We start from the raw sequence: 25,359 nt of genomic DNA, 5'->3' as shown, positions 1-25,359 counted from the left end.
ATGAAGCTGCTTGTGGGGACGGGCGCGCTGCTGTCCTTCGCTGGGGGCGTGGCCCTGGCCGGCGGCCCCGAGCCGCGGCCCGTGGCCGCCCCGACGACGCCCGAGGTGAAGAAGCACCCGCTGCCGAAGTCGAAGGACGGCGACCTGGTGATTGGCCTGTGCGATGGCGAGACGTCCATGGAGGTGGACGGCGTGAAGGAGGGGCAGCCGCTGACGCGCGAGCAGGCGCTGCGCGTGTCGGGAGCCCTGATGGAGGAGTGGCTGAAGAAGAACCCGAACGCCAACTGGGACCCGGTGCAGCTGCCGGGGGTGGCGCAGGCGCCGAAGCCTCCGCCGAGCCCGGACCCCAAGGGGCCTCGCAGCCCGCCGGCGGTGCCCCGGACGCCGGAGAAGCCCACGTCGGGCGGTCCGGTGAAGGAGGGCGGCGTCACGGCGGAGAGCGGCGGCAGGGCGGTGCAGCAACAGCAGGGCGCGCGCATCCAGGACGGGCACACGTACGGCGCGTTCTCCGAGCGGGACGAGGCCATCTGGGCGGCGTCCACGCAGGCGTTCGTGGAGGAGGGCAACCGCATCTTCCACGATGCCGCGGCGATTGGCGGCACGGTGGCGGTGTCTTGCGACATGTGCCACCCGGACGCGTCCAATACGCACCCGGAGACGTACCCGAAGTACCAGGTGCAGCTGGGCCGCGTGGCGCTGCTGCGCGACATGATCAACTGGTGCATCGAGAACCCGGCGCGCGGCAAGCCGCTCGCGGATGACGACCCGAGGATGCGCGCCATGGAGGCGTACATCTACGCGAAGCGGAAGGGGACTCCGCTGGAGTACGGGAAGAAGTAACTGCGTTACGGGTGCGGTGCGGTGTTGATATGACCTCCGGCCAGTCCGTGGTGGGACTGGCTGGGGGGCTGAATGTCGCGGCTCGCGGTTCTGTGCTTTTCCGTAGTGCTGGCCTCCTGTGCGTCGACTCCGCCGCCTTCGGGTGTGGCGGAGTACCTGGAGGCATACAGCCGGCTCGATGAGGGCGCGTGCGTCACGTTCCTGTGCGCGGAGGAGGCCTGTGGCCTCTTCCGCTGCGAGGACGTGGAGCCCGGGCGGCTGGTCCGGACGCGGGGCACGTTCGTGCTTCCGCCGAGCGCGGTCGGCTCACCGCAGCGGAACTGGAGCACGGTGTGGCAGTTCCCGGGGAGGGCGGAGCCCGTCTTCGAGATTCACTGGCATGGGCGGGAACTGCTGCCCAGTCAGAAGCGACTGCTGGCCATGGCGAAGGCGTTGGCTTCTCAGCCTCGCGAGAAGCACCACATCTTCCCGCGACAGGAGGGGCTCAGGGAGTGGTTCGAGATTCAGGGCATCAACATCCATCAGGAGACGATGCTGCTCGACCTGGAGACCCACAAGCGCATCCACAAGGGCGTAGATGGCGGTCCGTGGAACGCGGCCTGGAGGGACTTTCGCAAGAGACACGAGGGAGCAACCAAGGAGGAGATGTATCGCTATGCGCGCGAGTTGATCATCCGCTTCGACCTGGTAGGGCCCATTCTGCCCTACCATCTACTTGTGGGCCCACCCCTGGACTACTGACACCATGCCGCGCTTCTACCAACTCGACTCCGGCGACATTGCGCATAAGAAAGGTAGCTATAACGCGCGCCACAAATGGCTCCTGCCAGGGGTGGTCTGTCCCGAGTGCAAGGCGACCTGGGGCGGCGCGGGGCTCAACTACCCCGCTGTAGACCTCTCCGACCATCCAGTCGGAAAGAAGCTGTCGAAGGCTTATCTGGAGGAGGACTTCGAGGAGTTCGAGCGCCTGCGTGAGCAGGTCCGCCCGCTGCTGCCTCCTGGCTTCCCGCTCAAACCCGGAACCACGTTTGGTTCTCTGGTGGGAAAAGCCAGGGGGCCATTCTCAGCCTTCCTCCATCAGTACGCCGACGATTTGCTTGTCCAGCCTGATGTCCTGGACCTGCTACAGGCAGAAGGGCTTCGCGGGCTGCGAGGCGTTCGGACGGAGATGCTCTTCCGTCCGAAGGGCGTTCCGGAACTGCTCGACCTGCACTTGGAGCCGCGCGGCAGGCTGCATCCGGACTGCCTTCCACGCAGCCTCCCTCCTCCATGCCCGAAGTGCGGCCGCCAGGGGCTCACGCTTCCGAAGCACCTCATCCTCGACAAGGCTTCGCTCCCCAGGGACCTGGACATCTTCCGGCTGCTGAGCTCTTCGATGGTTCTCGTCGTCACCGAGCGCTTCAAGAAGGTCGTCGAGCGCTTCGAGCTCGACGGCCTGACCTTCCGTGAGCTGCCAGTCCAGTCCTCCAAGCCCGCACGCAAATCACCCCGAGCCGCACCAGCTCGCAAGCGCGCCGCGGGCGGCTCGGCGTGAGAGCGCTTCGCCTCCTTCCGGAACCCGAGGGAAGCAGCCACCGGCTCCAGCACGGCCCCTGACGCCTCCGTACCTTGCTTCCGGAGGGCCCGTGGCCCCCGCCGGGAGACAGCCGTGGCAGAAGCCCCGCCGCACAACCCCCTGAGCGCGCTCCGCATCGACCGCTCGGCCGCACCGCTGAAGCGTCGTCGCAGGCTGCGCTGGCTCATCCCCGCCGCGCTGCTGCTCGCCGTCCTTGTCCTGCTCGGCGTCTCCTTCTCCCGCCGCGCCCCCACCGTCCGCGTGGTCGAGGTCCGCGAGCCACTCCCAGGCGAGCAGCAGACCGAGCTGTCCGCCGCCGGCTATGTCGACTCACGCCGTCGCTCTGTCATCGCGCCACAGGTCGCGGGCCGCCTCGTCGACGTCGCGGTGGAGGAGGGCGAGCCCGTGAAGGAGGGGCAGGTCATCGCCCGCCTGGATGACCGCGACGCCCGGGTCGCCCTCGCGCGCGCCGAAGCCGAGGTCCGCGCCGCCGAGGCCCGCCTGGCCGCTGCCCGCGCCCAGGCCGCCAACGCACGGCGCACGACCGAGCGCACCCGCAACCTCGCGAAGCAGGGTGTCATCCCGCGCGCGGAGCTGCTGGACGTGGAGACCGCCGGCAGCGCCACCTCCGAGGAACTCAACGCGGCCAGCGCCCAGCTCGGCGTCGCGCGCCGCGCCCGCGAGGCCGCGCGCCTGATGCTCTCGCACACCGTGGTGCGCGCACCCTTCACCGGCACCGTGGCGCGCAAGCTCGCGGACGAGGGCGCCGTGCTCGCTCCGGCCGCGCTGGAGGGCACCAACCTCGGCGGCATCATCGAGCTGGTCGACCTGGACGCGCTCGAAGTCGAGGCCGAGGTCAGCGAGGAGCAGCTCTCCCGCATCCGCGCGGGACAGCCGGCGCTCATCTTCCTGGATGCCTTTGCGGACCAGGCCTTCCCCGCGCGCGTGGGCACGGTGCGCCCCGCCATCGACCGCTCCAAGGCCACGGCCACGGTGATGGTGCGCTTCCAGGAAGTACCGAAGGGCGCGCTGCCGGACATGGGCGCCAAGGTGTCCTTCCTCAGGAGCGAGCTGCCCCCGGACGCCCTGGACCCGAAGGCAACGCCACCGCGTGTCCCCGCCACCGCGGTGGTGGATGGCGAGGGCGGGCCCGCGGTCTGGGTCGTGAAGGACGGAAAGCTGGAGCGGCAGCCGGTGCGAGTCGGGCCACGCGTGGGTGAGGAGGTCGCACTGGAGCAGGGCCCACCGGCGGGAACCCAGGTCGTCGCGGCACCGGATGCACGGCGGCTGCGCGAGGGGCGGCGCGTGAAGGTGGAAGCGGGGAGCGGATGAGCCTTGAGGCCGTGCCAGCCTCGCTCCCCATGGTCCGCCTGGAGGGCGTCTCCAAGACTTACCGGCGCGGCACGGTGGTGGTGCCCGTGCTGGAGGCGGTGGACCTCACCATCGACACCGGCGCCTTCGTGGCCTTCATGGGCCCGTCCGGCTCCGGCAAGTCCACGCTGCTCAATCTCATCTCCGGATTGGACAGGCCCACGACGGGAGTCGTCTCCGTGGCAGGACGCGACCTGGCGGAACTGGACGACCGCGAGCTGAGCGACTGGCGCGCCGCGCACGTGGGCTTCGTCTTCCAGCTCTACAACCTCATCCCCGTGCTCACCGCGGCGGAGAACGTGGAGCTGCCGCTGCTCCTGTCGCCGCTGTCTCGCGCCGAGCGGCGCCGGCACGTCGCGGCCGCATTGGACCTGGTGGGCCTGTCCCACCGCGTGGGCCATCGCCCACCGCAGCTCTCCGGCGGCGAGCAGCAGCGCGTGGCCATCGCTCGAGCCATCGTCACCGACCCGGACCTCATCATCGCGGACGAGCCCACCGGTGATTTGGACCGCAAGTCGGCCGAGGCCGTGCTGGACCTCTTCGGGGTGCTCCACCGCGACCTGCACAAGACGCTCGTCATGGTGACGCACGACCCGCACGCGGCGGAGCGCGCCGAGCGCGTGCACCACCTGGAGAAGGGGGTGCTCCAGTGACATTCGGCCGGCTCGTGTGGCGGGACTTGCTGCGCAACCCGCTGCGCCTGGGGCTCACCATCCTCGCGGGCGCGGTGGGCGTGACGGCCTTCATCTTCCTGCGCACCGTCATCGACCTCTTCTACTTCGGCGCGGAGGCGGCGCAGGTGGACCGGCTCATCGTCCGCAACAAGGTGTCCATCACCCAGCCGCTGCCGCTCTCCTACTACGCGCGCATCGCCGCGCTGCCCGGGGTGACGGCCATCACCCACCAGGAGTGGTTCGGCGGCACGCTCGGCGAGACGCAGAAGGACTTCTTCGCCAACTTCGCCGTGGATGCCTCCACGTTCCTGGAGGTCTTCCCCGAGTTCACCGCTCCCTCCGGGCAACTCTCCGCCTTCCGGAGCGACCCGTGCGGCGCGCTGATAGGCGACAAGCTGGCGCGGCGCTTCGGCTGGAAGCCCGGCGACCGGGTGACGCTCAAGGGCCAGATATATCCGGGGGACTGGACCTTCAACGTGCGCGGCATCTACACCGGCACACGCCCCGGGGCGGACACCACGCTGTTCGTCTTCAGCTACCCGTGCCTCAACGAGAGCGCGCAGCTCCCCGAGGCCGCCAAGGACCAGGCTGGCATCTACGCGGTGCGCGTGGATGACCCGGCGCGCTCGGGCGAGGTGGCGGCCGCCATCGACGGGATGTTCGCCAACAGCCCGTACCCCACGAAGACCGAGAGCGAGCGCGCCTTCCAGCTCGGCTTCGTGGCCATGTCGTCCGCCATCGTCACCGCCATCCGGGTGGTGTCCACCGTCATCCTGCTCATCATCCTGCTGGTCATCGGCAACACGCTGGCCATGGGCGTGCGCGAGCGCACCCGGGACCTCGCCACCCTGCGCGCGATGGGCTTCCGCCCGGGGAAGGTGGTGCTGCTGGTGCTCGCCGAGTCCGCCGTCATCGGCCTGGCGGCGGCGGCGCTGGGCGTGCTCGCGGCACCTTCGCTGGTGAATGGCTTCGCGCGGCTCATCGCCTCGCAGTTCGGCCAGCTCCCGGACAACGTGATGCAGGTGCGCACGCTGGTGCTGTCCGTGCTCGCGGCGCTGGCGGTGTCGCTGCTGGCCGGAGCCGTGCCCGCCCTGCGCGCGGTGCGCCTGCCCGTGGCGGAGGGCCTGAGGAAGGTGGCCTGAGCCATGGTGCCGCTCTTCTACAATGCGCGCAGCCTCTGGGCCCGGCGGCTGTCCACGGGCCTGACGGTGCTGGGCCTGGGACTGGTGGTGTTCGTCTTCTCCGCAGTGCTGATGCTGGCCAACGGCATCGAGTCCGCGCTCGCCGCCGGAGGCGACCCGGCGAACGCCGTCATCCTCCGCAAGGGTGCCACCGGCGAGCTGGTCAGCGCGGTGGAGCGGGACGCGGTGCGCGTGCTGGCCACGGACCCGGCGGTGGCGTCGGGGCCGGACGGAGCGCCGCTGGTGGCCGGTGAGCTGGTGGTGCTGGTGGCCCTGCCTCGCGACGGCGGGCAGGCGATGAACACCACCGCGCGGGGCGTGGGGCCACAGAGCTTCGCGGCGCGGCCGGAGGTGCGGCTCGTCTCGGGGCGCGCGCCTCGGCCAGGGACGAACGAGGTGGCGCTGGGCAGCGCGCTGGTGGGCACGTCACCGGAGGCGACGCTGGGCGGCGAGCTGCGCTTCGCCCAGCAGCGGTGGCCGGTGGTGGGCGTCTTCGAGGCGCGAGCGGGCGCCTTCGAGTCGGAGCTCTGGGGAGACGCCTCGCGGCTGGGCTCGGCCTTCGGGCGGCCGGAGTACAGCTCCGCGCTGGTGCGGCTGCGCTCGGCGGAGGACATGGACGCCTTCGTGCGTCGCGTGGGGGAGGACGCGCGCTTCACGCTGGAGGCGAAGCCGGAGCCCCGCTACTGGGCGGACCAGGCCAGTGGGCTGGCCACCTTCATCCGCGTGCTGGGGCTGTTCGTGTCCTTCGTCTTCAGCGTGGGCGCGGTGCTGGGGGCGATGATTACGATGTACGCGCAGGTCGCGACGCGAATCGCCGAGCTGGGCATGTTGCGCGCGGTGGGCTTCCGGAGGCGCAGCGTGCTGGCCAGCGTGGTGGTGGAGTCCGCGATGCTGGGCGCGGCGGGCGGCGTGCTGGGCGCACTGGGGGCGCTGGCCACGCGGTGGATTCACATCCGCACGCTGAACTTCCAGACCTTCGCGGAGGTGAGCTTCGGCTTCACGCCCACGCCCGGCATCGTCGTGGGCGCGCTGCTGTTCGGCACGCTGATGGGACTCGTCGGTGGGCTGCTGCCCGCGCTGCGCGCCGCGCGCCTGTCCATCCTCGATGCGCTGCGGGCCTGAGGCAGGCTCCGCGCACATGGGGTGTGCAGGGAGGACCCGCGACGACATTTCCCGCACCGGCGGAGGGCCGCGAGCCCGCATCATTATATATGCGCGAGCAGCTCCACTCCCCGGCGCGGGTCAGCCTCGCTGGAACAGCCACCGTGGCTCCCACAGCGGCCGGGTGAGCCCGACGACGAGCGGGTGACCCAGCAGCACCGCGAGCAGTGCGCCGCCAGCAATCGCGAGCGCCACCCCCTGTACGCCGTGCAGCGCGGAGAACAGCCCCGCCTTCGCGAGGCCACGCACGAAGAAGCCGTGCAGGAGGAACGGCGCCAGGCTCCGTCCACCGAAGCGGGTGAGCGCGCCATCGCCTCGGGGGCACAGCATGAAGAAGGACCAGGTGAGCGCGAGCGCGCAGCCGAGGAACCCGAGCCGCATCGAGATTCCGGACAGCGGAGCCACGCCAATCGCCCGGTAGCCGCTGCTGCCGTACAGCCACTGCAGGTCCGGCGCGGCGACCATTCCCAGGGCCAGGGCCGAGACGAAGCCACCCAGCACCGCGAACACCGCGAGCGCGATGCCCCGCTCCCATGCCGGGTTGGGAGACAGCAGCCACTCCCGCCGCACCACATGGCCCGCGACGAAGCACGGCAGGAACACGAGCGTCCGGGACACGCCGAACAGGTAGCCCACCCACGGAATCAGCCCGGCCCCGAGCGCGATGGCCACCGACACTCCCAGCGGCATGGGCACGCGGCGAAGCAGCGGCAGCAACAGCCGCCAGCAGGCGAGGCTCCACAGGAACCAGAGCACCCAGTACGGCTGCACCAGCCACTGCGGTGTCCACGGCCGTTCGAGCACCCACACGTCGAACGCCACGTAGAGCGCCTGGAAGATGGCGAGCGGCGCCAGCAGGGACCACGCGATGCCGAGGACGACCTTGCGGTCCAGCTCCGCGCGCGACAGGTGGCCCGAGAGGAACGCGAACGCGGGGATGTGGAACAGGTAGAGGCCGGTGTAGAGCGCCTTCGCCAGCGGCTCGCGGCCGATGAGCGGCTCGAGCGAGTGCCCGACGACGACGAGCACGATGAGCAGGCCGCGGGCGTTCTCGAACAGCGGCACTCGTCCAGGGGGCGTCACCCCTGCGTCATACCGGCGGAAGCAGTCGGACACAAACCCTTCACGGGCCCTGGAACCCCTTGGAGCGGAACGTCAGCACGAGCGTGTCGCGGTGGCCCACGCCGCCCAGCGGCTGGATGGGCGTGCTCTCGTGAATCACGCGCTCGTCGTCCAGCAGCAGCGCGGACCAGGGCTCGGTCAGCGTGAAGCGGAGGCCATTGGGGCCCGCGGCCTCGAACACGCGCGTCTCTCCCCCCTTGATGCCCTCACGGCCGACGAGCAGCACGGCGACGAAGTCCACGCCGTCGCGGTGCGCCCCCTCGGGCGTCGGCCGGCCGATGCCGTCCGTGGTGTCGATGCGGAACTGGTGCGCCTCGACGTACCAGGGCTGCGCCCCCTTCAGCGCCGAGCCGCACGCGGCAATCCCGCTCAGCAGCTTCGACCAGACGGGCCGGGCGATGACGGACGGGGCCATCGGCTCGAACCAGCGCTCCAGGCCGCCGTGCAGCGCGTTGTACTCGACGGGCTGCCAGTGCGCGCGGTGCGGCACCTGGCGGAGGGCGGAGCCCTCGACGACGAAGCAGGAGTGCCGGCGCGAGCGGTAGCGCCCGCCATCCCGCAGGTACGTGTCGGGCGGCAGGTCGTTCCAGGTCGGCACCAGCGCATCGAGCTCGGAGGCGGGTGTCTCCACCAGCTCGCACAGGCCCGCGCGGCTGAGGACGGCGTAGCCACGGCCGCGCAGGGTGGCGAGGACTTCCGAGGGAGGCGTGACGGGCGGCGAGAAGCTCATGGAATGAAGTGATACACGCGGTGCGCTCGCCAGACCATGACAAGGCGCAGCAGCCTCCGTAGCGTGAGTCCCTGGAGTTCAAAGGAGTTGCCTCCGGGGAATGGCCACGGCCCCGGGGTGTTCGAGGCCCGCCTCCGGCACTGGGAGAAGAGGACATGAGCAGGCTGTATGTCGCATCGTTGTTGACCGGGCTGTTGACCGCTCCCGTGGCGGCTGCCTCGGAGGACCCCTTCCTGTGGCTGGAGGAGGTGCAGGGCCCTCGCGCACTCGAGTGGGTGCGCGCCCAGAATGCGAAGACGCTGGCGGTGCTGGAGAAGGACCCGCGCTTCGAGTCCTTCCACGCGGAGGCGCTGCGGCTCCTCACCGCCACCGACCGCATTCCTACCCCCGACTTCCGCGCGGGCGGCGTGGACAACTTCTGGCAGGACCAGGCCAACCCCCGCGGCGTCTGGCGCCACGTCTCGCTGGACGGCTACGCGAGCCCGGCCCCGCAGTGGAAGACGGTGCTGGACGTGGATGCGCTGTCGAAGGCCGAGGGCGCCAACCAGGTGTGGAAGGGCAGTGACTGCCTTCCGCCCGCGGACCAGCGGTGCCTCGTCTCCCTGTCCAACGGCGGCAAGGACGCGGTGGAGGTGCGGGAGCTCGACACCGCCACGGGGAAGTTCGTGGAGGGAGGCTTCCGGCTGCCCGAGGGCAAGCAGTTCTCGGATTGGATGGACGCGGACACGCTGCTCGTGGGCCGGGACTGGGGCGGCGACACCCTCACCGAGTCCGGCTACGCCTACGTGCTCAAGCGCTGGAAGCGCGGCACGCCGCTGGCGGAGGCGACCGAGGTCTTTCGCGGGCAGCGCACGGACGTCTACGCCGGGCCCGTGCTGCTGCGCGACGCGGAGGGCGCGCTCCAGGCCGTGCTGGTCAACCGCGCGGTGACCTTCTTCGACTCCGAGTTCTGGCTGCTCGCGGCGGAGGAGCCCGTCCGCGTGCCGCTGCCGCTGAAGGCCTCCTTCCAGGCCTTCGTGGAGGGGCAGGTCGTCTTCACGCTGGAGGAGGACTGGGGCCGGTTCAAGCAGGGTGCGCTGGTGGCGTACCCGCTCGCGGCGCTGAAGGCGGATGCCGCGGCGGCGAAGCCGACCCTGCTGCTGCAGCCCGGGCCGCGCCAGGCCATCGAGGCGGTGGCCGCGACGCGCGGCAGGCTGCTGGTCAACGTGTATGAAGACGTGAAGGGCGCGCTCGACGTCTACACGCCGGCGAAGGGGAAGTGGACGCGCAAGCGGCTCGCGCTGCCGAAGAACGCCTCGGTGGGAATCGTCTCCACCTCCTCGGCGCACGACAGGCTCTTCGTGCAGTCCCAGGGCTTCCTGGAGCCGACGGCGCTGTGGCTGGCCGACGCGGCGGCGGGCACGGTGAAGCAGGTGAAGTCGATGCCTGCGCGCTTCGATGCGTCGAAGCACCGGGTGGAGCAGTTCTGGGCGGCGTCGAAGGATGGCACGCGGGTTCCCTACTTCCTGGTGCGACCGGTGGCGCAGAAGTCCGGCGAGCCGGTGCCGACGCTGGTGTACGGCTACGGCGGGTTCCAGGTGGCCAAGCCGCCCGTCTACCTGCCCGAGGTCGGCAAGCTCTGGCTGGAGCGCGGCGGCGCGTATGTCGTCGCCAACATCCGGGGCGGCGGTGAGTTCGGCCCCCGCTGGCACCAGGCCGCCCTGCGCGAGAAGCGTCAGCGGTCGTTCGACGACTTCGCCGCCGTCATGGAGGACCTCGTCCGCCGGAAGGTCAGCACCCCGCGCCGCATCGGCATCTATGGGCGCTCCAACGGCGGCGTCCTCACCAGCGTGGCGATGACCCAGCGCCCCGAGCTGCTCAACGCGGCCGTCATCGAGAGCCCGCTCATCGACATGCTGCGCTACCACAAGCTGCCGGCGGGCGCGTCGTGGGTGGGCGAGTACGGCAACCCCGAGGTGCCGGCGGACGCGGCCTTCATCTCGAAGTACTCGGCCTACCAGAACCTCCAGGCAGGGGTGCGCTACCCCACGCCGTACATCACCACCAACACCAAGGACGACCGGGTCCACCCCGGCCACGCGCGCAAGTTCGCGGCCCGGCTGGAGGCCATGGGACTGCCGTACCTGTATTACGAGAACACCGACGGTGGGCACTCCAACGACTCGGACCCGCTGCTCAACGCACGCCGATGGGCGCTCCACCACGTGTACCTGGCGCGGCAGCTGATGGACTGAGGAGCCTCGCCAGCACGATGCCGTGGGTGATGAACACCAGCGGCACGATGAACAGCGGCAGCAGCGAGAACGGGAAGCGCGTCAGCATGGCAATCAGCTGCGCGTTGCCCTCGAAGAGGGTGAGCCGCTGCGCGTTGAACACGACGAAGGCGATGTCGAGCAGCCCCACCACGCTCCACACCCACACCACGGCCCGCTTCAAGCGCGTGTTCGCGGGCAGCGCGAGCGCCGCCAGCGGCGCCGTGAGTCCGACGGCGATGTCGCCCCAGCCTGCCTGAAGGGCGAAGGCGCTAGGGAGCTGTCCTCGCTGGTGCAGCACGAGGAAGCCAGCGCCAGCCACCACGCGCACCAGGTGGTAGAGCACCAGGGATCTCGGGTCCAGGGAGAGCACGGCGGCCCGGAAGGTGCGCGAGCCGGCGCACGCCGCGGCGAACGACAGCACGCTGCCGAAGATGAGCAGCGGGATGACGTAGGGCGGTGGCGCCTCCATCACTCCGGAGAGGGACACGAGCAGGGCCAGGCACGCCCAGGCCGTGAGGCCGGCGCGCAGGCCCCGGCGCATGGGAAGGAGGGGAGCGTCGACATGAGGGGAGGGAAGGATGTCATTCATGGTGACCCCTCTCATTTCATGCACCGTGCCATGGCAGAGTGCGACGCCATGTGCCCGCAATCCCTCGCTCCGGGACGCCACGCCCCTCGAGCGCGCCGCGTTCCTGCACAGCGCGCCGACAGCCCCTGTCGGATTGCTTTACAGGTGCGCGAGGCCGCCTGAGATGCTCGCCCCCCTGCCTCCCCATGACGCCGTGCGGGCCGCCCAGGTGCGCGCGGTGGGCACCGCCTTCCTCCGGCTCCGGCCTCGCCTGGTCGCGCCCGCCATGGGCGTGACGGCGCTCGTCCTGTGGCGCACGGGTGTCCCCTCCGCGCAGCTCCGGGTGCTCGCGGTGGGCATGACGCTGCTGCTCGGCTTCTTCACCTGGGAGGCCTGGCGCGGGCGGGCTCGCGACTTCCCGGAGGCGTGGCTGTTCCGCTCCCTGCTGCTCACCACCGTGGGCATCACCGCGGGCTGCGCGGTGACGGGCGGGCTGGCCAGCCCCCTGCTGCCCATGCTCTTCGCGCCCGTCGTCACCACCTTCGCCGCCTTCGGCCTGGGCCGCGAGGGCACGGGAGCGCTCGTCGCGACGGTCCTCCTGTCCGCCGGGCTGGGCGCGCTTCCGCCGGACGTGCCCTTCCCCCGGCTGCCCTCACCCCAGGCCGAGTGGCTGCGGCTGCTCTTCCTGCTGGTGTCGCTCCTGCTGCTGCGCGCGAGCGTCGCCGGACTGACCGAAGCCTGGCGCCGCTCGGGCGCGCTGCTGGAGCGCCTGCGCGCGGAGTCCCTGGATGCCGCGGAGGCCCGCGCCGCCGCGCTCGAGTCCATGGGCGCCTCCGTCGCGCACGAGCTGAAGAACCCGCTCTCCTCGGTGAAAGGCCTCGTCCAGCTCCTGGCCCGCTCGGCCTCCGAGCCCAAGGCCCGGGAGCGCCTCGCCGTCGTGCAGTCCGAGGTGGAGCGCATGGAGGCCATCCTCCAGGAGTACGTCTCCTTCGCCCGTCCGCTCGGCGCCCTGCGTCCCACCGACACGCTCCTGGAGCCGCTGCTGGAGGACGTGGTCTCCGTCGTGGAGGGCCGCGCTCGTGAGGCCGGCGTGCGGGTGGAACCGACGGCGACCCGCGCCCGGGCCCACGTGGATGCGCGCCGGCTGAAGGAGGCGCTGCTCAACCTCACCCTCAACGCGATTGAAGCCACCCCCACTGGCGGCACGGTGGCGCTGGGCGTGGAGGACTCCGGAGGGCGCGTCATCCTCACCGTGCGAGACACCGGCCGGGGCATGTCGCCGGAGGTGCTGGCACGGCTGGGCACTCCGTTCTTCACCACCCGTGAGGCGGGCACGGGGCTGGGCGTGGTGCTGGCGCGCGCCGTGGCGGTGCAGCACGGCGGTACGCTGGACTACGAGAGCCACCCCGGACAGGGCACCGTGGCGCGCCTTGCCCTGCCGCCGCCCGACGAGAAAGGAGGCCCACGCCATGGCGAAGGTCCTGCTGGTCGATGACGAGCCCGGCGTCCTCTACACGCTCCAGGAGGTGCTGGCCGAGCACGGCGACGAGGTCGTCACCGCCACCTCCGGCACCGAGGCCCTGGGCCGGCTGGAGGGCGTGGAGGCCGTCGTCACCGACCTGGTGATGCCCGGCATGGACGGGCTGCAGCTGCTCCGCGCGCTGCGTGAGCGGGACTCGGACCTGCCGGTCATCGTCCTCACCGCGCAGGGCTCGGAGCGCGCGGCCGTGAGCGCCATGAAGGCCGGGGCCCACGACTACCTGAGCAAGCCCTTCGACGTGGACGAGGTGGGGCTCGCCGTGGAGCGCGCCGCCGAGGCGTACCGGCTGCGAGGCCAGCGCCGCAGGTTGGAGGCGGAGCACGCGCTCGGGCGCCCCATCATCGGCGACAGCCCCGCGCTGCGCCGGGTGCTGGACGCGGCCCTGCGGCTGGCGGGGCGGGACGTCACCGTGCTCGTCATGGGAGAGACGGGGACGGGCAAGGAGCTCATCGCCTCGCTGCTCCACGTCCACAGCCAGCGCGCCTCGGGCCCTCTGGTGCGCTTCAACTGCGCGGCGCTGCCCGCGGACCTCGCCGAGTCCGAGCTCTTCGGCCACGCCCGCGGCGCCTTCACGGGCGCCACGCAGGCGCACCGGGGCTACTTCGCCCAGGCGCACGGCGGCACCCTGGTGCTGGACGAGGTGGGCGAGCTGCCCCTCACCATCCAGGCCAAGCTGCTGCGCGCGCTTCAGGACGGAGAGCTCCAGCCGGTGGGCGCCAGCCGCGTGGAGCGCGTGGACGTGCGCATCGTCGCGTGCACCCACCGGGACCTCGGCGCGAAGGTGAAGGCGGGCCGCTTCCGGGAGGACCTCTACTACCGGCTGAACGTGGTGGAGCTCACCGTGCCACCGCTGCGCGAGCGGCGGGAGGACATCATCCCGCTCGCGGAGACCTTCGCCCGCCGCTGTGCCGGACGCTTCGGCCTGGAGGGCGTGCACCTCACCCCGGAATTGCTGGAGCGCCTGCGCGAGCGGGACTGGCCCGGCAACGTCCGCGAGCTGGAGAACACCGTCACCCGCCTGGTCGCACTCAGCGAAGGCGGCCCCATCGGCGCCGAGGCCCTCGCGCGTCCCACGGCGCCACCCGCCACCGGGGCCGAGCCGTCCCTCTCCCTGCGAGAGCAGGTCGCGGCCTTCGAGCGGGCGCTCGTCGAGCGCACCCTGGCGGAGTGCGGCGGCAACCAGTCCGAGGCGGCGCGGCGGCTGCGCATCTCCCGGGTGACGCTCATCGACAAGCTCAAGCGTCACGGGCTCGGGCCGCACGCCTGAGCCGCCCAACGTCTTCTCCTGAAGGCCATATCGGGAGGGGCGCGAGCTCGTTGTCCGCCGAAGGTCATCCCCGTGCGTGAAGGCTCCGGGAGGGAAGCAATGGGGGCAGGCCCGTTCCCGGGGAGCGGGGTGCGGCGGGCGCATCCCCACCTTGGAGCCTCTCATGCGGAGCATTGGATTCGCCTCGTGGCGCGCGTGGTTGCGCGTCGCACCCCTGGCCCTGGCGCTGAGCGCGGGCTGCGGCAGTCCCACGAACACGCCTGGCTCGCGGCCCCTGGAGGAGCCCCCGGCCACCGACAGTCCGGTGGAGCTGGAGGACGCCTTCGTGGCGGTGCCACGCGTGGTGAGCGCGGAGCAGCGGCGGCAGGCGGAGCAGCGGCTCCAGGGCGTGGTGGAGGACTCAGGCACCAGCTTCTACCTGGCCATCCGCCGCGGTGAGCTGGGCCAGCGGTGGTTCATGTCCGCCTACCTCGGGCAGCACCATCCCGGGGGCATGGGCCATCACGCGGCGAGGACCCTGGGTACCCGGGTGGTGAGCTTCAAGGAGCAGAACGGCAAGCTCTTCGTCCTGGACGTGGATGACCGCAAGGTCGTCAGCGACGTCTTCGACCCGGACGTGCTGGTGGAGGCTTATCCCATCGTCACCGACCATGCCCCCTTCAACCGCTCGCGGGGCTCGGACCAGTACGTGCTCATCGACCCGACGGCGGGGCTCAACCGCTTCGGGGTGATGGGGGACCTGTTCGGCGCGAGCGGGGTCCGCTTCCAGGTGGAGCTGAGCTTCGCGCAGCGCTTCCGCCGCATGGCGGATGGCATCGGCTTCGAGCAGGTCTTCACGGGCTACCTGGACGTGCCCGTCGACCTTCCCTCGTACTTCCTGGAGGGCAACCCGTTCCAGCGCTCGGGCACCCTGAGCCTCTCGCTGCGCAGGTATGCCGAGAGCCCGGGCTACACCCCCACCCCGTTGCCTCCGCGTGAGCACTACTTCCGGAGCCTGGAGCGCCTCATCCCCAACATGGGAGACACCGAGCAGGTGGCCGCGAAGTGGAACATCCACCCGGGCATGAAGCCCATCCGCTGGCACATCACGCCTGGCATCCTCCAGGTGCAGAACGACCCCCGCTACCAGGGCTATGACGTGGTGGGCGCGGTGAAGCGCGGCATCGAAGGCTGGAACGCGGCGTTCGGCTTCAAGGCGCTGGAGGCCGTCGTGGCCGATGACCTGTCGGGCTTCGCGGAGGATGACAAGAACACGCTCATCTTCGACCCCCATGAGACCTACCCATCCGCCTTCGCGGACTGGCGCACCAACCCCAACACCGGCGAGATTCGTGGCGCCAGCATCTACATGCCCACCTGGTGGCTGTGGTACGGCGTCCTCTGGTTCGGCGAGGAGCCGGAAGCACTCGCCGCCCCGTCGAATCCCGTCCACTCCCTGACCATGTCGTGGGCCGGCCTGCAGGGGGGCTCGCTGTGCGACCGGGAGGCGCCGGTGCTCTCCGCGGAGCAGCGCTCGGTCCGGAGGCTCGCGCTGGCGGCGGCCGCCCCCGAGCTCACGAGCAAGCAGAAGGTGGAGGCCTTCCTCACGAACGTGGTGCTGCACGAGGTCGGCCACACGCTGGGCCTGCGGCACAACTTCGCGGGCTCGCGGGTATACGACGGCAGTGCGGACAGCCCGCGCTCCAGCTCGGTGATGGACTACTCCGAGCCCGAGGACGCCATCTACCTGGCCGCGCCGGGCGCCTATGACCTCCAGGCGGTGCGCTACCTCTATGGCCTGTCCACGCAGCTGCCGGGCCAGGCGTTCTGCACGGACGAGCAACTGCGGGTGGACCCGTACTGCAACCCGAATGACCGCTTCGACGACCCGCTCACGAAGTTCTACCTCCCCCGGTTCCACGAGCAGCTCGACGAGTGGATGCGCAGCCCGCTGCGCATCGAGCTCTTTCATGCGATTTTCAACTACGAGGTCAACGAGCCGCTGACGTTCGTGCGCGCGGGCCCTGCCCAGTCACAGGCCACCGCGTATCAGCGGGTGATGGCGCCCGTGCGGCCGCCGCTGCAGGTGCCGGCCGGGGCGCCGGCCACGTACGCCGCGAGGGCGGACGAGTTCGCGTGGCGCATCCTGGCGCGCCTGTACCTGGACCCGGTGGAGTCTCGCGGCCCCTTCTCCTCCAACCCGCCTGGCTCGGCGGCCCTGCTGCCGCTGGTGGTGGCCGACGCCAGGGCCATCCTGCTCGACGAGGACGGCCTCCGGAGCTACCGCGCGCGCCGCACCATGGTGGACGTGCTGAAGGTCCAGCAGTCACTGGCCTCCTACGCGGCCCTGCGCGAGGCACAGGACGTCCTCACCGCACAGCTCCCCTCGCTGAGCGGGGATGTCCGGCTGCAGGCCGAGGACCTGGTGGCTCGCATCAGCGCCGCCATCTCGCCCTATTACCGCTGACGGGTCTTCGCGCCGGTGGGAGCCACACCGCCACCGGCTGGAGTCCTGCCCCTGATGAGCCTGTAAGCGTCTGGCACCCCACGCCGTCGCTGTCCCTCAACCGACGCTGCCCTGCACCGGGGTCTGGGACCTGCAACCCAGACATGCGCCAGTGCGAGGATTTCGAGAAGGGACGTCATTCCCGGTACCGGCCATGTGGCCCGGACGTCCCTGGAGCAGCCAGTCGGGGCTTCGCAGGTGAAGTCAAAGACTCACATAGGGGGAGCGCATGTCGCCTTCGCTTCGCACGGGGTGTTTGCTCGCGGTGTCGTTGCTGACGTTCGGACCGGGCTGCGGACCGGTGGAGGAGGGGCCCTGGGACCCCACCGACGAGCCCGGCACCATCGAGCAGGCGGCGGCGTCCGCGAATGGGCTGTCATTCAACGGGCTGTCATTCAATGGCATGTCCAGCAATGGGTTGTCATTCAATGGGCTGTCTTTCAACGGCCTGTCCAGCCGGGGCCTGACCTCCTCCCAGTTCGGCACGTGGTTCCAGACGGACCCGGCGCTCGCCGACATGGTGATGCGCTACGTGGTGCGCTGCGCGGTGCCAGCGGGGCAGACGCGCAGCTACCTGAACCCGAGGACGGGAAGGACGTATGCGTGGGCAGGGCTGCTCGGCCTGGCGCCGGACTGGGCCCAGGGCCAGCAGGCCACCACGGCGGAGCAGCAGGTGGTGTCCGCGTGCCTGGCGGCGCACACCACCAACACGGGGAACCCGATGGCCATCTCCGTGCTGGGCCTCGATGGCCGGGGACAGTCCATTCCGTATACCCAGGCGGAGCTCGCGGCCTTCTCCCAGCATGAGGCCTGCTTCTTCGGGAACCTCTTCACCGGTGAGGGCGTCTACGTGGCCAGTGACCAGGGGCTGCTGCGGGGGAGCCAGAGCTCTCCGCGCGGCTGCGCGCTGTCCCCGGGGCCGCTCCAGCGGGTGGAGGACAACTGCCCGCCCATCGTCCCGCTCGGAAGCTGTGACGTGTACTGCGAGTCGGGCCTCCTCAAGCCCTACCACTCGCGCTGCAGCTACCGCGGCCGGAGCTACCGGCCCGTCACCACGCGGCTGCGCTCCCAGGATGTCTTCCACTGCGGGGACGGCGTCTGCCAGCCCACCGAGTCCTGCGGCCTGGGCGTCACCTACCGGGACTGCCTGCTCGACTGCGGGCTCTGCCTGTGACGTGACGGTGGGAACAGAGGTGACGGCCCCATGGCGGCGCCGCCTCCGTGCGTCGTACTGTCCCCGGCCACATGCGCACACTCTACGGACTCGGGTACTCGGGCTGGACGGAGAAGGCCCGCTGGGCGTTGGAGCACCACCGGGTGCCCTACCGGTATCGCGAGCACACGCCCCTGCTGGGTGAGCCCGCGCTGCGCTGGCGCACCCCGCGCGGCGTGCACCCCTCCGTCCCGCTGCTCGTCGACGAGGGCGGCGCCCTCACCGGCTCGTTCGTCATCGCGAAGCGCGCCGAGGCGCTGGGGCAGGGCGCGCCGCTCTTCCCGCCCGAGGCCACCGACACAATCTCCCGCTGGGAGGACACCAGCGAGCGCGTGCTCCGCGTGGGACGTGCGCAGGTGGTGGCGGCGCTCCTCCACAACCCCAGGGCCCAGGTGGAGAGCCTGCCCGCGTTCCTGCCCGGGTGGCTTCGCGGCCTGCTGGCCCCGTCCGCCAGGATGGGGGCGCACTTCATCGCCCGGAAGCATCGCGCCGCCTCCGACGTGGCCTCCGCCATCCAGGAGACCGTCGTCCCCGCCCTCGAGCAGCTCCGCGCCGAGCTCGGCGGCCGCCCCTACCTGCGGGACGACCTCACCTACGCGGACATCACCGCCGCGGCGATGCTCCAGCTCGCGCGCCCGGTGGATGACCGCTACATGCCCCTGGGCCCCGGCACGCGCGAGGTCTGGACGAACGAGTCACTCGCCGCCCGCTTCCCGGACCTGCTCGCGTGGCGCGACGCGCTCTACGCGAAGCACCGCAAGCCCTGAGCCACCCCGGGCGCTTCCCCGTCCCGTCGGAGTGCGGGCGCGTCGTGTCCTGCTCGAACGCACCCGCCTTCGCGGCCCGCTGCCTCAGGGCTTCTTGCCGCTGCCTCGCGGAGCCGGAGCGGGCTGCGGCGCGCCCTGGCCGCCCATGCGCTGGCGAATCAGCTCCTGGATCTGCTCGGGCGTCTTGCCCTGGAAGTCCTCGGGCTTGAGCCCGCCGGGCAGGCCCTGCGGGGCGGCGCCCGGCTTGGGCGCGTCCATCTTCTGGTAGTCCGCCGGAATGGCGAAGCGCGAGTCGGGCTGCGGGCCCTCCTGGATGCCGGTGAGGTTGACCTCCGTCACGCCCTGCTCCGAGAAGGTCTGCGCGCGCACGTAGGGCACTTCCGCCAGGTCCGTGGGCCGCCAGATTTTCTGGCGCATCGCGGTGCCGTCCATGCCGGGCGGGGTGCCCTCGTACACGGTGGTGGCGTGGCCGTTGACCTTCTCGGTGCCCACCTTCTTGTAGCCCTGCTGCTTGAAGCACGCGTCATAGTCCTGCGCCTTCCCCGTGCAGGCGCCAGGCAGCCGCATGGGCAGGTCATCCAGGCTCCGGACCGACGCAAGCTTCTGTGCGTGCATCAGCGTGGTGCCCGTGCGCTTCTCGAAGTCGAACAGGATGGACATGCCCGGGGCGCCGGGCTGGCCGGGCAGCTGCGCGTCCATGCGGAGCAGGCCCTTGCGCCCGTACATCTTCCCCTTCATCGGGGGAGGGGTCTTCTGGCCGGCCTTCTGGGAGGTGACAGTCGTGGTCGCCTCCGCCGTCCAGTCCGCGAGCGCGGGCGAGGCCACCAGCAGCGAGGCGGCGGCGAGTCCTGACAGCCTGTGACGGAGCTTGGAAGGGCGCATGCCGCACACCACAGTCCACGCCCGCGCACCTGTCAAACCCACCCGGGGCCGGAGCCGGAAGAAGCGAACGGCGCCGGCCCCACGCGAAGTCGCGGGAGCACGGCGCCGTGGGGCCGCGGGGAGCGAAGTGGCTCAGCCCGGCTGGCAGACCTGGCGGAGGATGTCGAGCGACTCCAGCGCCTTGCCCGCGCCAATCACGACGGCGGACAGCGGGTCCTCGGCGAGGAACACGGGCAGGCCCGTCTCCTCGCGCAGCAGCGTGTCCAGGTTCTTCAGGAGCGCGCCGCCACCGGCCAGCACGATGCCGCGGTCGGCGATGTCACCGGCGAGCTCGGGCGGGGTGCGCTCCAGCGTCAGCTTCACCGCCTCGACGATGCCGTTGACGGGCTCGGCGAGCGCGTCACGCACCTCGTCGCTGGACACCGTCAGCGTGCGCGGCACGCCGGCCACCAGGTCGCGACCCTTGATCTCCATGGTCATGACCTCGTCCGTCGGGTACGCGGTGCCGATGCCCATCTTGATGAGCTCGGCCGTGCGCTCGCCGATGAGCAGGTTGTACTTGCGCTTGACGTACTGGATGATGGCCTCATCCAGCTTGTCGCCGCCGATGCGCACGCTCTTGGCGAACACGATGCCGGCCAGGCTGATGACCGCGACGTCGGACGTGCCACCGCCGATGTCGACAATCATGTTGCCGCTGGGCTCCGTCACCGGCAGGCCCGCGCCAATGGCCGCGGCCATGGGCTGCTCGATGAGGTAGACCTCGCGGGCGCCCGCGTTCGCGGCGGCCTCGCGCACCGCACGGCGCTCCACCTCGGTGATGCCGGAGGGGATGCCGATGATGATGCGCGGGTTGACCAGCGTCTTGCGGTTGTGGGCGCTCTGGATGAAGTAGCGCAGCATCGCCGCGGTGATTTCGAAGTCCGCGATGACGCCGTCCTTCATCGGGCGGATGGCCACGATGTTGCCCGGCGTACGCCCGAGCATCTCCTTGGCCTCCTTCCCCACCGCGAGGACCTTCTTGCCCCCGCGCGCGTCCTGTTGGACCGCCACCACGGAAGGCTCGTTGGACACGATGCCCTGACCGCGGATGTAGATGAGCGTGTTCGCCGTGCCCAGGTCGATGGCGAGGTCACGCGAAAAGAGAGTGTGAAGCCAGTCAAACATACGGGGGCGGGAACTTTCGGGGAGGCGGCGGAATTTCCCCCAGAGCGTGGGGGGAGACGCGCGGAAGGTACTACGCGGCGCAGCACGGAGGAAGAAAAGCCGGAAGTGGCTTCCACTTCAGGTTGGAGGGCAGTCGGCCAGCGGACTCGCGCGGCCCCCGGCCCTCAGTGCAGGGAGGCGGCCTCGCTGGGAACCCCATCCTGCGCTTGTTCGAAGCGCGTGGCCACCACCCCCGCCTCCAGGGCGGGCTCCTCTGGGAGTGCCCCCTCGGGCAGCGTCCCGGCCTGCTCGGCCTCCCGGTACTCGGGCGTGTGGCGCAGGGCCTCGCTGGTGACGTGGAGCAGGGTGTCGCGCACGGGCTCGAACAGCAGTGCGGTGAGGTACCAGGCGGGCGCGTAGTCCAGCCGGATGAGGCCGTGCACGCTCCAGCGGTGCGGCGCGTAGTCCCAGGGGCAGCGGCCGAGCAGCTTCTTCAGCACCCAGCCCGTGCCGTACTCCGCGCCGAAGATGAGCGCCGTGTAGGCCAGCGCCCGCAGCGGCCGCGGCAGGGGCTTGAGCCGGGCGGAGACCTCCTCCAGCGCCAGCGCCGTGCCGCCGTAGATGGGGTGCATCCACAAGTAGGTGCGCGCGGTGGCGCTCCGGTCTCGCTTCAACGCGGCGCTGGCCCCCGTGAACAGCACCTCCAACACCCACCCGGTACACCCGTAGAGCAAGAATCGTGAAAGCACGCCCAGAACCTAAGAATCTTTCGAGGAAGGGGCAGTGCCCGGACCGAGCCATCTGACCGCTTGCCACTGCTTCGCGTCCCTCCCGGTGTGCACCAGCGGACGCGAGCCCCGTCCTCGGGGACAGGGGAGGATATGGGCCTACAGGACGTGACGCGGCGCCAGGCAGGGGGCCGCATTCGTTGCTTCCGTCATTGCGGGTCCGCCTTTACTTGGCGGAGCGCTGCGTAATACAGGCAGATGAGATGCACATCCTCGGACCTACATCGCGGTGGAACAGCACCCGGCGTGAAGCGCGCTGGCTGCTCTTGCCCGCGCTGTGTGGGTTGCTGGTGCTGCTGGCGGGCCGCGCCGCGGACGCCTCGGGGCTCCCCCCCGAGCTCCGGGAGCCGCCCCGGGTGGGCCGCTCCGGCCAGGGCCTGAAGGCGGTGACCCGGAGTCCGGCGCCGCTCATGCTGAGCAGTGCCCCGGAGCGGCGGCAGTCGAGTGTGCGCTTCCACGGCGCGGGCTTCGACACCTGGGCCGCCGTCCGGGGCGTGGCGTCCACGCTGCTCGCGCATCCGACGTGCTGCGCGCCGCGGGTGCGCACGGGCTTCCAGGCGGACCTCTTCGCGGTGCCGCGCCGGGAGCGCGAGCGGCGGACGGACACGGCCATGGCGTTGTGGGAACGCTACCCGCTGCCGCCGAGCTCCTCGCGCGGCAGCGGGTTGGCGGACCAGCCGGGCATCGTCATCCGGCCCCTGCGCGGGCCGCCCGCGCGCGCGTAGCACCCCACTTCCCGCAAGCAGGTCCCTGCCCGGGGTCGTCCAGGTGACGGCCGTGCCGGCGGGCTCCTGGTGTCCTTCCATTCTTCGGTAGTACGCGCCCCCTGGCGGGCGCGGAGGTGTGTCGATGCACGGAGCCCACGAGGTTCTGCAGGCCATCGCCGTCGTGCTGTGCGTGGCGGCGGTGACGACCGTTCTCTTCCAGAAGCTGCGCCAGCCCGTCGTCCTCGGCTACATCCTGGCCGGCCTCGTCGTCGGCCCCTACGTGCCGATTCCGCTGGTGGCCAACCCGGAGGTGGTGACGACCCTCTCCGAGCTGGGCGTCATCCTGCTGATGTTCTCGCTCGGGCTGGAGTTCAGCCTGCGCAAGCTGTTCGCGGTGGGCTTCACCGCCGGCCTCACCGCCGTCGTCCAGTGCACCATCATGGTGTGGCTGGGCTTCGTGGTGGGGCGGGCCTTCGGGTGGACCTCCCTGGAGAGCATCTTCGTCGGCGCGCTCATCGCCATCTCCAGCACCACCATCATCGCCAAGGTCTTCGACGACCAGGGCATCCGCGGGCGGCTGCGCGAACTGGTGGTGGGCGTGCTCATCGTCGAGGACCTCATCGCCGTGCTGCTGATGGCGACGCTGACGGCCGTCTCCACCGGCACGGGCCTGTCGCTGGGGGAGCTGTCGCTCACCACCGGCCGGCTCGTCGCGTTCCTGGTGGGGCTGGTGGTGGTGGGGCTGTTCACCATCCCCCGGGCCATGCGCTACGTCGTGCGGCTGAACCGCCCGGAGACGACGCTGGTGGCCAGCGTGGGCATCTGCTTCGCGGTGGCGCTCCTGGCGCAGGCGTTCGGCTACTCGGTGGCGCTGGGGGCGTTCCTCGCGGGCTCGCTGGTGGCGGAGTCCGGCGAGGAGAAGGTGGTGGAGCACCTGGTGGCGCCGGTGAAGGACATCTTCGCCGCCATCTTCTTCGTGTCCGTGGGCATGCTCATCAACCCGGCGCTCATCCTGGAGCACTGGGTGGCCATCCTCGTGCTCACGGCGGTGGTCATCGGCGGGAAGCTGCTCGGCGTCGCCCTGGGCGCCTTCCTCACCGGCAACGGCACGCGCACCTCCGTGCAGGCAGGCATGAGCCTGGCGCAGATTGGCGAGTTCTCCTTCATCATCGCGGCGCTGGGGCTGTCGCTGAAGGCCACGCGCGACTTCATCTACCCGGTGGCGGTGGCCGTCTCGGCGATTACGACGCTGACCACGCCCATGCTCATCAAGCTGTCCGGGCCCACGGCGACGTGGGTGGACCGCAAGCTGCCCAAGCCCCTGCAGACGTTCGCCACGCTGTACGGCACGTGGGTGGAGCGGCTGCGCGAGGCGCCCCGGCGGGAGACGCTGGGCGCCGGGGTGCGGCGGCTCATCCGGCTGCTGGTGCTGGACGCGGCGCTGCTGGTGGCGCTGGTGATTGGGACGTCGCTGGCGGCGGGGAAGGTGGCCGCGGCCGTCGAGGCGCGCACGGGCCTGGGGCAGGAGCTGGCGAAGAACCTCATCATCGCCGGGGCGGTGCTGCTCTCCGTGCCGTTCCTGGTGGGCGTGGTGAGCCTGGCGCGGCGGCTGGGGACGGTGCTGGCGGAGGTGGCGCTGCCGCTCAGGACGGACGGGAAGGTGGACCTGGCGGCGGCGCCGCGCCGGCTCTTGGTCGTCACGCTGCAGGTCGTCACCATCATCATCATCGGGGTGCCGGTGGTGGCCATCACCCAGCCGTTCATGCGGGGCGCCACGGGGCCGCTCGTCATCCTGGCCCTGCTGGTGGCGCTGGGCGTGTCCTTCTGGCGGGGCGCGACGAACCTGCACGGCCACGTGCGCGCGGGGGCGCAGGTCATCGTGGCGGCGCTCGCCGCGCAGTCGCACTCGAAGGAGCCGGGAGCGGAGGAGCACGCGCTGGACGACGTCCCCAGGCTCCTGCCCGGCCTGGGCGAGCCGGTGCCGGTACGGCTGGAGGACGCGAGCCCCGCGGTGGGCAGGACGCTGGCGCAGCTCAACCTGCGCGGCCTGACGGGGGCGACGGTGCTCGCCATCCAGCGCGGTGAGGAGAGCGTGTCCGTCCCCACGGCGCAGGAGGTCCTGCGCGCCGGTGACGTGCTGGCGCTCACGGGCACCCACGAGGCGGTGGAGGCCGCGAAGGGCCTGCTGTCACCCACGCCGCCGCCCCCGGGGCCCCTGGAGGCGTCCGGCGCGCCCGCGTGACGGGCAGGGGGAGCGCGGCCGGGCCTACCGCTTCACGGCGTACTTGAAGATGACGTAGAGGGCGCGCACGCCGTCCTTCCAGCCAATCTTCTTGCCCTCTTCATAGGTGCGCCCGTGGTAGCTGATGGGCACCTCGAAGACGCGCCAGCTGCCGCGGGCCACCTTGGCGGTGATTTCCGGCTCGAAGCCGAAGCGCTCCTCCTCCACGTCCACCGAGCGCAGCACCTCGGCGCGGAAGGCCTTGTAGCAGGTCTCCATGTCCGTGAGGTTCAGCCCGCTCGTCATGTTGGAGAGCGTGGTGAGCGTCTTGTTCATCACCGTGTGCCAGAAGTACAGCACGCGCCGGGGCGTCCCCGTGAAGCGGCTGCCGAAGACGACGTCCGCGTCCCCGTCCAGGATGGGCTGGATGACCTTGGGGATGTCGCGCGGGTCGTACTCCAGGTCCGCGTCCTGGACGATGATGATGTCCCCGGTGGCCTCGGCGAAGCCGCGCCGCAGCGCAGCGCCCTTGCCCTGGTTCTGCTCCTGGAACAGCACCCGCACCTCGTTGCGGTTGCGGGGGGTGCCTCCCAGCACCCCCACGCCCTGCTCCGCGAGCTGGCGTAGGAGCTCCCGGCTGCCGTCCCGGGAGCAGTCGTCAATCAGGACGAGCTCCTTCGGGAAGTCGACGGCGATGCAGCGGCGCAGCAGCTCCGCAAGGGTGGGAATCTCGTTGTAGACGGGGATGACGAGCGACACGAGCATGGCGGCCGCGCCTGTACCCCATTTCGACCCGGGAGGCGACTGTCCGGCACTCACCGCGCTCCCACCCCGCCCCCCTGACCCCACCTGCCCACCCATGCGATGCATGGGGAAGGGCTGGCCC

The 25,359-nt window shown here is 71.0% G+C and carries 22 protein-coding genes; 15 read left to right on the top strand and 7 right to left on the bottom strand.

The features are described from left to right. From LXT23_RS20610 to LXT23_RS20580, 7 genes are all read left to right on the top strand, one after another. Complete coding sequence (locus LXT23_RS20610; protein WP_323379061.1) at nt 1-840, top strand: c-type cytochrome; 840 nt, start codon at nt 1-3, stop codon at nt 838-840. A gap of 72 nt (nt 841-912) precedes the next feature. Continuing rightward, nucleotides 913-1,581, top strand: a complete 669-nt coding sequence (sitA6, locus tag LXT23_RS20605; protein WP_256560958.1) for a SitA6 family polymorphic toxin lipoprotein — start codon at nt 913-915, stop codon at nt 1,579-1,581. Between the two features lie 4 nt (nt 1,582-1,585). Continuing rightward, nucleotides 1,586-2,374, top strand: coding sequence for a SitI6 family double-CXXCG motif immunity protein (gene sitI6 / locus LXT23_RS20600; protein WP_253981916.1), 789 nt, complete (start codon nt 1,586-1,588; stop codon nt 2,372-2,374). A 114-nt stretch (nt 2,375-2,488) separates the two neighbouring features. Then, a complete protein-coding gene (locus LXT23_RS20595; protein WP_253981915.1) occupies nt 2,489-3,727 on the top strand; it encodes an efflux RND transporter periplasmic adaptor subunit in 1,239 nt (412 codons plus the stop codon). Further along, nucleotides 3,724-4,419 (top strand): ABC transporter ATP-binding protein, encoded by a 696-nt coding sequence (locus tag LXT23_RS20590; RefSeq protein WP_253981914.1) that lies wholly within the window; start codon nt 3,724-3,726, stop codon nt 4,417-4,419. The genes LXT23_RS20595 and LXT23_RS20590 overlap by 4 nt, the downstream gene beginning before the upstream one ends. Beyond that, entirely contained in the window at nt 4,416-5,582 is a 1,167-nt protein-coding gene (locus LXT23_RS20585) for an ABC transporter permease (protein ID WP_253981913.1), read from the top strand. Before LXT23_RS20590 ends, LXT23_RS20585 begins: the two co-directional genes overlap by 4 nt. 3 nt (nt 5,583-5,585) lie before the next feature. After that, nucleotides 5,586-6,743: an ABC transporter permease gene (locus LXT23_RS20580; protein WP_253981912.1), complete on the top strand. Its 1,158-nt coding sequence runs from the start codon at nt 5,586-5,588 to the stop codon at nt 6,741-6,743. A gap of 120 nt (nt 6,744-6,863) precedes the next feature. On the opposite strand, the gene LXT23_RS20575 is transcribed toward LXT23_RS20580, so the two are convergent. Both LXT23_RS20575 and LXT23_RS20570 read right to left on the bottom strand, forming a co-directional pair. Further along, nucleotides 6,864-7,898 (bottom strand): acyltransferase family protein, encoded by a 1,035-nt coding sequence (locus LXT23_RS20575; RefSeq protein ID WP_253981911.1) that lies wholly within the window; start codon nt 7,896-7,898, stop codon nt 6,864-6,866. Between the two features lie 7 nt (nt 7,899-7,905). Then, on the bottom strand, nt 7,906-8,634 hold the full coding sequence (locus LXT23_RS20570; RefSeq protein ID WP_253981910.1) for a 2OG-Fe dioxygenase family protein: 729 nt from the start codon (nt 8,632-8,634) through the stop codon (nt 7,906-7,908). A gap of 155 nt (nt 8,635-8,789) precedes the next feature. Between LXT23_RS20570 and LXT23_RS20565 the strand changes: the two genes are divergently transcribed. Continuing rightward, nucleotides 8,790-10,868, top strand: a complete 2,079-nt coding sequence (locus tag LXT23_RS20565) for a prolyl oligopeptidase family serine peptidase (protein WP_253981909.1) — start codon at nt 8,790-8,792, stop codon at nt 10,866-10,868. On the opposite strand, the gene LXT23_RS20560 is transcribed toward LXT23_RS20565, so the two are convergent. Then, nucleotides 10,810-11,478 (bottom strand): hypothetical protein, encoded by a 669-nt coding sequence (locus LXT23_RS20560; RefSeq protein WP_253981908.1) that lies wholly within the window; start codon nt 11,476-11,478, stop codon nt 10,810-10,812. The genes LXT23_RS20565 and LXT23_RS20560 overlap by 59 nt on opposite strands. 163 nt (nt 11,479-11,641) lie before the next feature. On the opposite strand from LXT23_RS20560, the gene LXT23_RS20555 reads away from it, so the two are divergent. The 5 genes from LXT23_RS20555 to LXT23_RS20535 all read left to right on the top strand — a co-directional run bounded on the left by LXT23_RS20555 (nt 11,642) and on the right by LXT23_RS20535 (nt 18,729). After that, entirely contained in the window at nt 11,642-12,952 is a 1,311-nt protein-coding gene (locus LXT23_RS20555) for a two-component system sensor histidine kinase NtrB (RefSeq protein ID WP_253981907.1), read from the top strand. Then, complete coding sequence (locus tag LXT23_RS20550; RefSeq protein WP_253981906.1) at nt 12,927-14,264, top strand: sigma-54-dependent transcriptional regulator; 1,338 nt, start codon at nt 12,927-12,929, stop codon at nt 14,262-14,264. Before LXT23_RS20555 ends, LXT23_RS20550 begins: the two co-directional genes overlap by 26 nt. 163 nt (nt 14,265-14,427) lie before the next feature. Then, on the top strand, nt 14,428-16,710 hold the full coding sequence (locus LXT23_RS20545) for a zinc-dependent metalloprotease (protein WP_253981905.1): 2,283 nt from the start codon (nt 14,428-14,430) through the stop codon (nt 16,708-16,710). Between the two features lie 268 nt (nt 16,711-16,978). After that, nucleotides 16,979-17,923 carry a hypothetical protein gene (locus LXT23_RS20540; RefSeq protein WP_253981904.1) on the top strand — a complete coding sequence of 315 codons (945 nt, stop codon included), beginning with the start codon at nt 16,979-16,981 and terminating at the stop codon, nt 17,921-17,923. Nucleotides 17,924-17,994: 71 nt separating this feature from the next. Beyond that, nucleotides 17,995-18,729: a glutathione S-transferase family protein gene (locus LXT23_RS20535; protein WP_253981903.1), complete on the top strand. Its 735-nt coding sequence runs from the start codon at nt 17,995-17,997 to the stop codon at nt 18,727-18,729. A gap of 84 nt (nt 18,730-18,813) precedes the next feature. Here LXT23_RS20535 and LXT23_RS20530 read toward each other — a convergent pair whose 3' ends face one another. From LXT23_RS20530 to LXT23_RS20520, 3 genes are all read right to left on the bottom strand, one after another. Continuing rightward, nucleotides 18,814-19,611 (bottom strand): LolA family protein, encoded by a 798-nt coding sequence (locus LXT23_RS20530; RefSeq protein WP_253981902.1) that lies wholly within the window; start codon nt 19,609-19,611, stop codon nt 18,814-18,816. A gap of 132 nt (nt 19,612-19,743) precedes the next feature. After that, entirely contained in the window at nt 19,744-20,778 is a 1,035-nt protein-coding gene (locus LXT23_RS20525; protein ID WP_011556714.1) for a rod shape-determining protein, read from the bottom strand. Nucleotides 20,779-20,942: 164 nt separating this feature from the next. Then, complete coding sequence (locus tag LXT23_RS20520) at nt 20,943-21,506, bottom strand: putative ABC transporter permease (RefSeq protein ID WP_253981901.1); 564 nt, start codon at nt 21,504-21,506, stop codon at nt 20,943-20,945. 242 nt (nt 21,507-21,748) lie between these two features. Here LXT23_RS20520 and LXT23_RS20515 point away from each other — a divergent pair, with 242 nt between their 5' ends. Together LXT23_RS20515 and LXT23_RS20510 are read left to right on the top strand one after the other, a co-directional pair. Continuing rightward, the gene (locus tag LXT23_RS20515; RefSeq protein ID WP_253981900.1) at nt 21,749-22,270 is read left to right on the top strand and encodes a hypothetical protein; all 522 of its coding nucleotides are present in this window, start codon (nt 21,749-21,751) and stop codon (nt 22,268-22,270) included. A 124-nt stretch (nt 22,271-22,394) separates the two neighbouring features. Further along, nucleotides 22,395-24,494, top strand: coding sequence for a cation:proton antiporter domain-containing protein (locus tag LXT23_RS20510; RefSeq protein ID WP_253981899.1), 2,100 nt, complete (start codon nt 22,395-22,397; stop codon nt 24,492-24,494). A 24-nt stretch (nt 24,495-24,518) separates the two neighbouring features. On the opposite strand, the gene LXT23_RS20505 is transcribed toward LXT23_RS20510, so the two are convergent. Further along, nucleotides 24,519-25,238: a glycosyltransferase family 2 protein gene (locus LXT23_RS20505; protein WP_253981898.1), complete on the bottom strand. Its 720-nt coding sequence runs from the start codon at nt 25,236-25,238 to the stop codon at nt 24,519-24,521. Nucleotides 25,239-25,359: the final 121 nt, after the last annotated feature.

The sequence above is a fragment of the Pyxidicoccus xibeiensis genome (genome assembly GCF_024198175.1).
Lineage (GTDB): Bacteria > Myxococcota > Myxococcia > Myxococcales > Myxococcaceae > Myxococcus > Myxococcus xibeiensis.
The sequence above is the reverse complement of the archived record's forward strand: the minus strand, read 5'-3'. Positions and strand labels throughout refer to the sequence as shown.

What these genes read in the sequence shown, in the direction of transcription:
- LXT23_RS20565 (WP_253981909.1), top strand. Translation starts at nt 8,790, where the DNA reads ATGAGCAGGCTGTATGTCGCATCGTTGTTGACCGGGCTGTTGACCGCT.
- sitA6 (WP_256560958.1), top strand. Translation starts at nt 913, where the DNA reads ATGTCGCGGCTCGCGGTTCTGTGCTTTTCCGTAGTGCTGGCCTCCTGT.
- LXT23_RS20540 (WP_253981904.1), top strand. Translation starts at nt 16,979, where the DNA reads ATGTCGCCTTCGCTTCGCACGGGGTGTTTGCTCGCGGTGTCGTTGCTG.
- sitI6 (WP_253981916.1), top strand. Translation starts at nt 1,586, where the DNA reads ATGCCGCGCTTCTACCAACTCGACTCCGGCGACATTGCGCATAAGAAA.
- LXT23_RS20610 (WP_323379061.1), top strand. Translation starts at nt 1, where the DNA reads ATGAAGCTGCTTGTGGGGACGGGCGCGCTGCTGTCCTTCGCTGGGGGC.
- LXT23_RS20525 (WP_011556714.1), bottom strand. Translation starts at nt 20,778, where the DNA reads ATGTTTGACTGGCTTCACACTCTCTTTTCGCGTGACCTCGCCATCGAC.
- LXT23_RS20555 (WP_253981907.1), top strand. Translation starts at nt 11,642, where the DNA reads ATGCTCGCCCCCCTGCCTCCCCATGACGCCGTGCGGGCCGCCCAGGTG.
- LXT23_RS20510 (WP_253981899.1), top strand. Translation starts at nt 22,395, where the DNA reads ATGCACGGAGCCCACGAGGTTCTGCAGGCCATCGCCGTCGTGCTGTGC.
- LXT23_RS20590 (WP_253981914.1), top strand. Translation starts at nt 3,724, where the DNA reads ATGAGCCTTGAGGCCGTGCCAGCCTCGCTCCCCATGGTCCGCCTGGAG.
- LXT23_RS20550 (WP_253981906.1), top strand. Translation starts at nt 12,927, where the DNA reads ATGGCGAAGGTCCTGCTGGTCGATGACGAGCCCGGCGTCCTCTACACG.
- LXT23_RS20560 (WP_253981908.1), bottom strand. Translation starts at nt 11,478, where the DNA reads ATGAATGACATCCTTCCCTCCCCTCATGTCGACGCTCCCCTCCTTCCC.
- LXT23_RS20535 (WP_253981903.1), top strand. Translation starts at nt 17,995, where the DNA reads ATGCGCACACTCTACGGACTCGGGTACTCGGGCTGGACGGAGAAGGCC.
- LXT23_RS20505 (WP_253981898.1), bottom strand. Translation starts at nt 25,238, where the DNA reads ATGCTCGTGTCGCTCGTCATCCCCGTCTACAACGAGATTCCCACCCTT.
- LXT23_RS20545 (WP_253981905.1), top strand. Translation starts at nt 14,428, where the DNA reads ATGCGGAGCATTGGATTCGCCTCGTGGCGCGCGTGGTTGCGCGTCGCA.
- LXT23_RS20580 (WP_253981912.1), top strand. Translation starts at nt 5,586, where the DNA reads ATGGTGCCGCTCTTCTACAATGCGCGCAGCCTCTGGGCCCGGCGGCTG.
- LXT23_RS20515 (WP_253981900.1), top strand. Translation starts at nt 21,749, where the DNA reads ATGCACATCCTCGGACCTACATCGCGGTGGAACAGCACCCGGCGTGAA.
- LXT23_RS20530 (WP_253981902.1), bottom strand. Translation starts at nt 19,611, where the DNA reads ATGCGCCCTTCCAAGCTCCGTCACAGGCTGTCAGGACTCGCCGCCGCC.
- LXT23_RS20570 (WP_253981910.1), bottom strand. Translation starts at nt 8,634, where the DNA reads ATGAGCTTCTCGCCGCCCGTCACGCCTCCCTCGGAAGTCCTCGCCACC.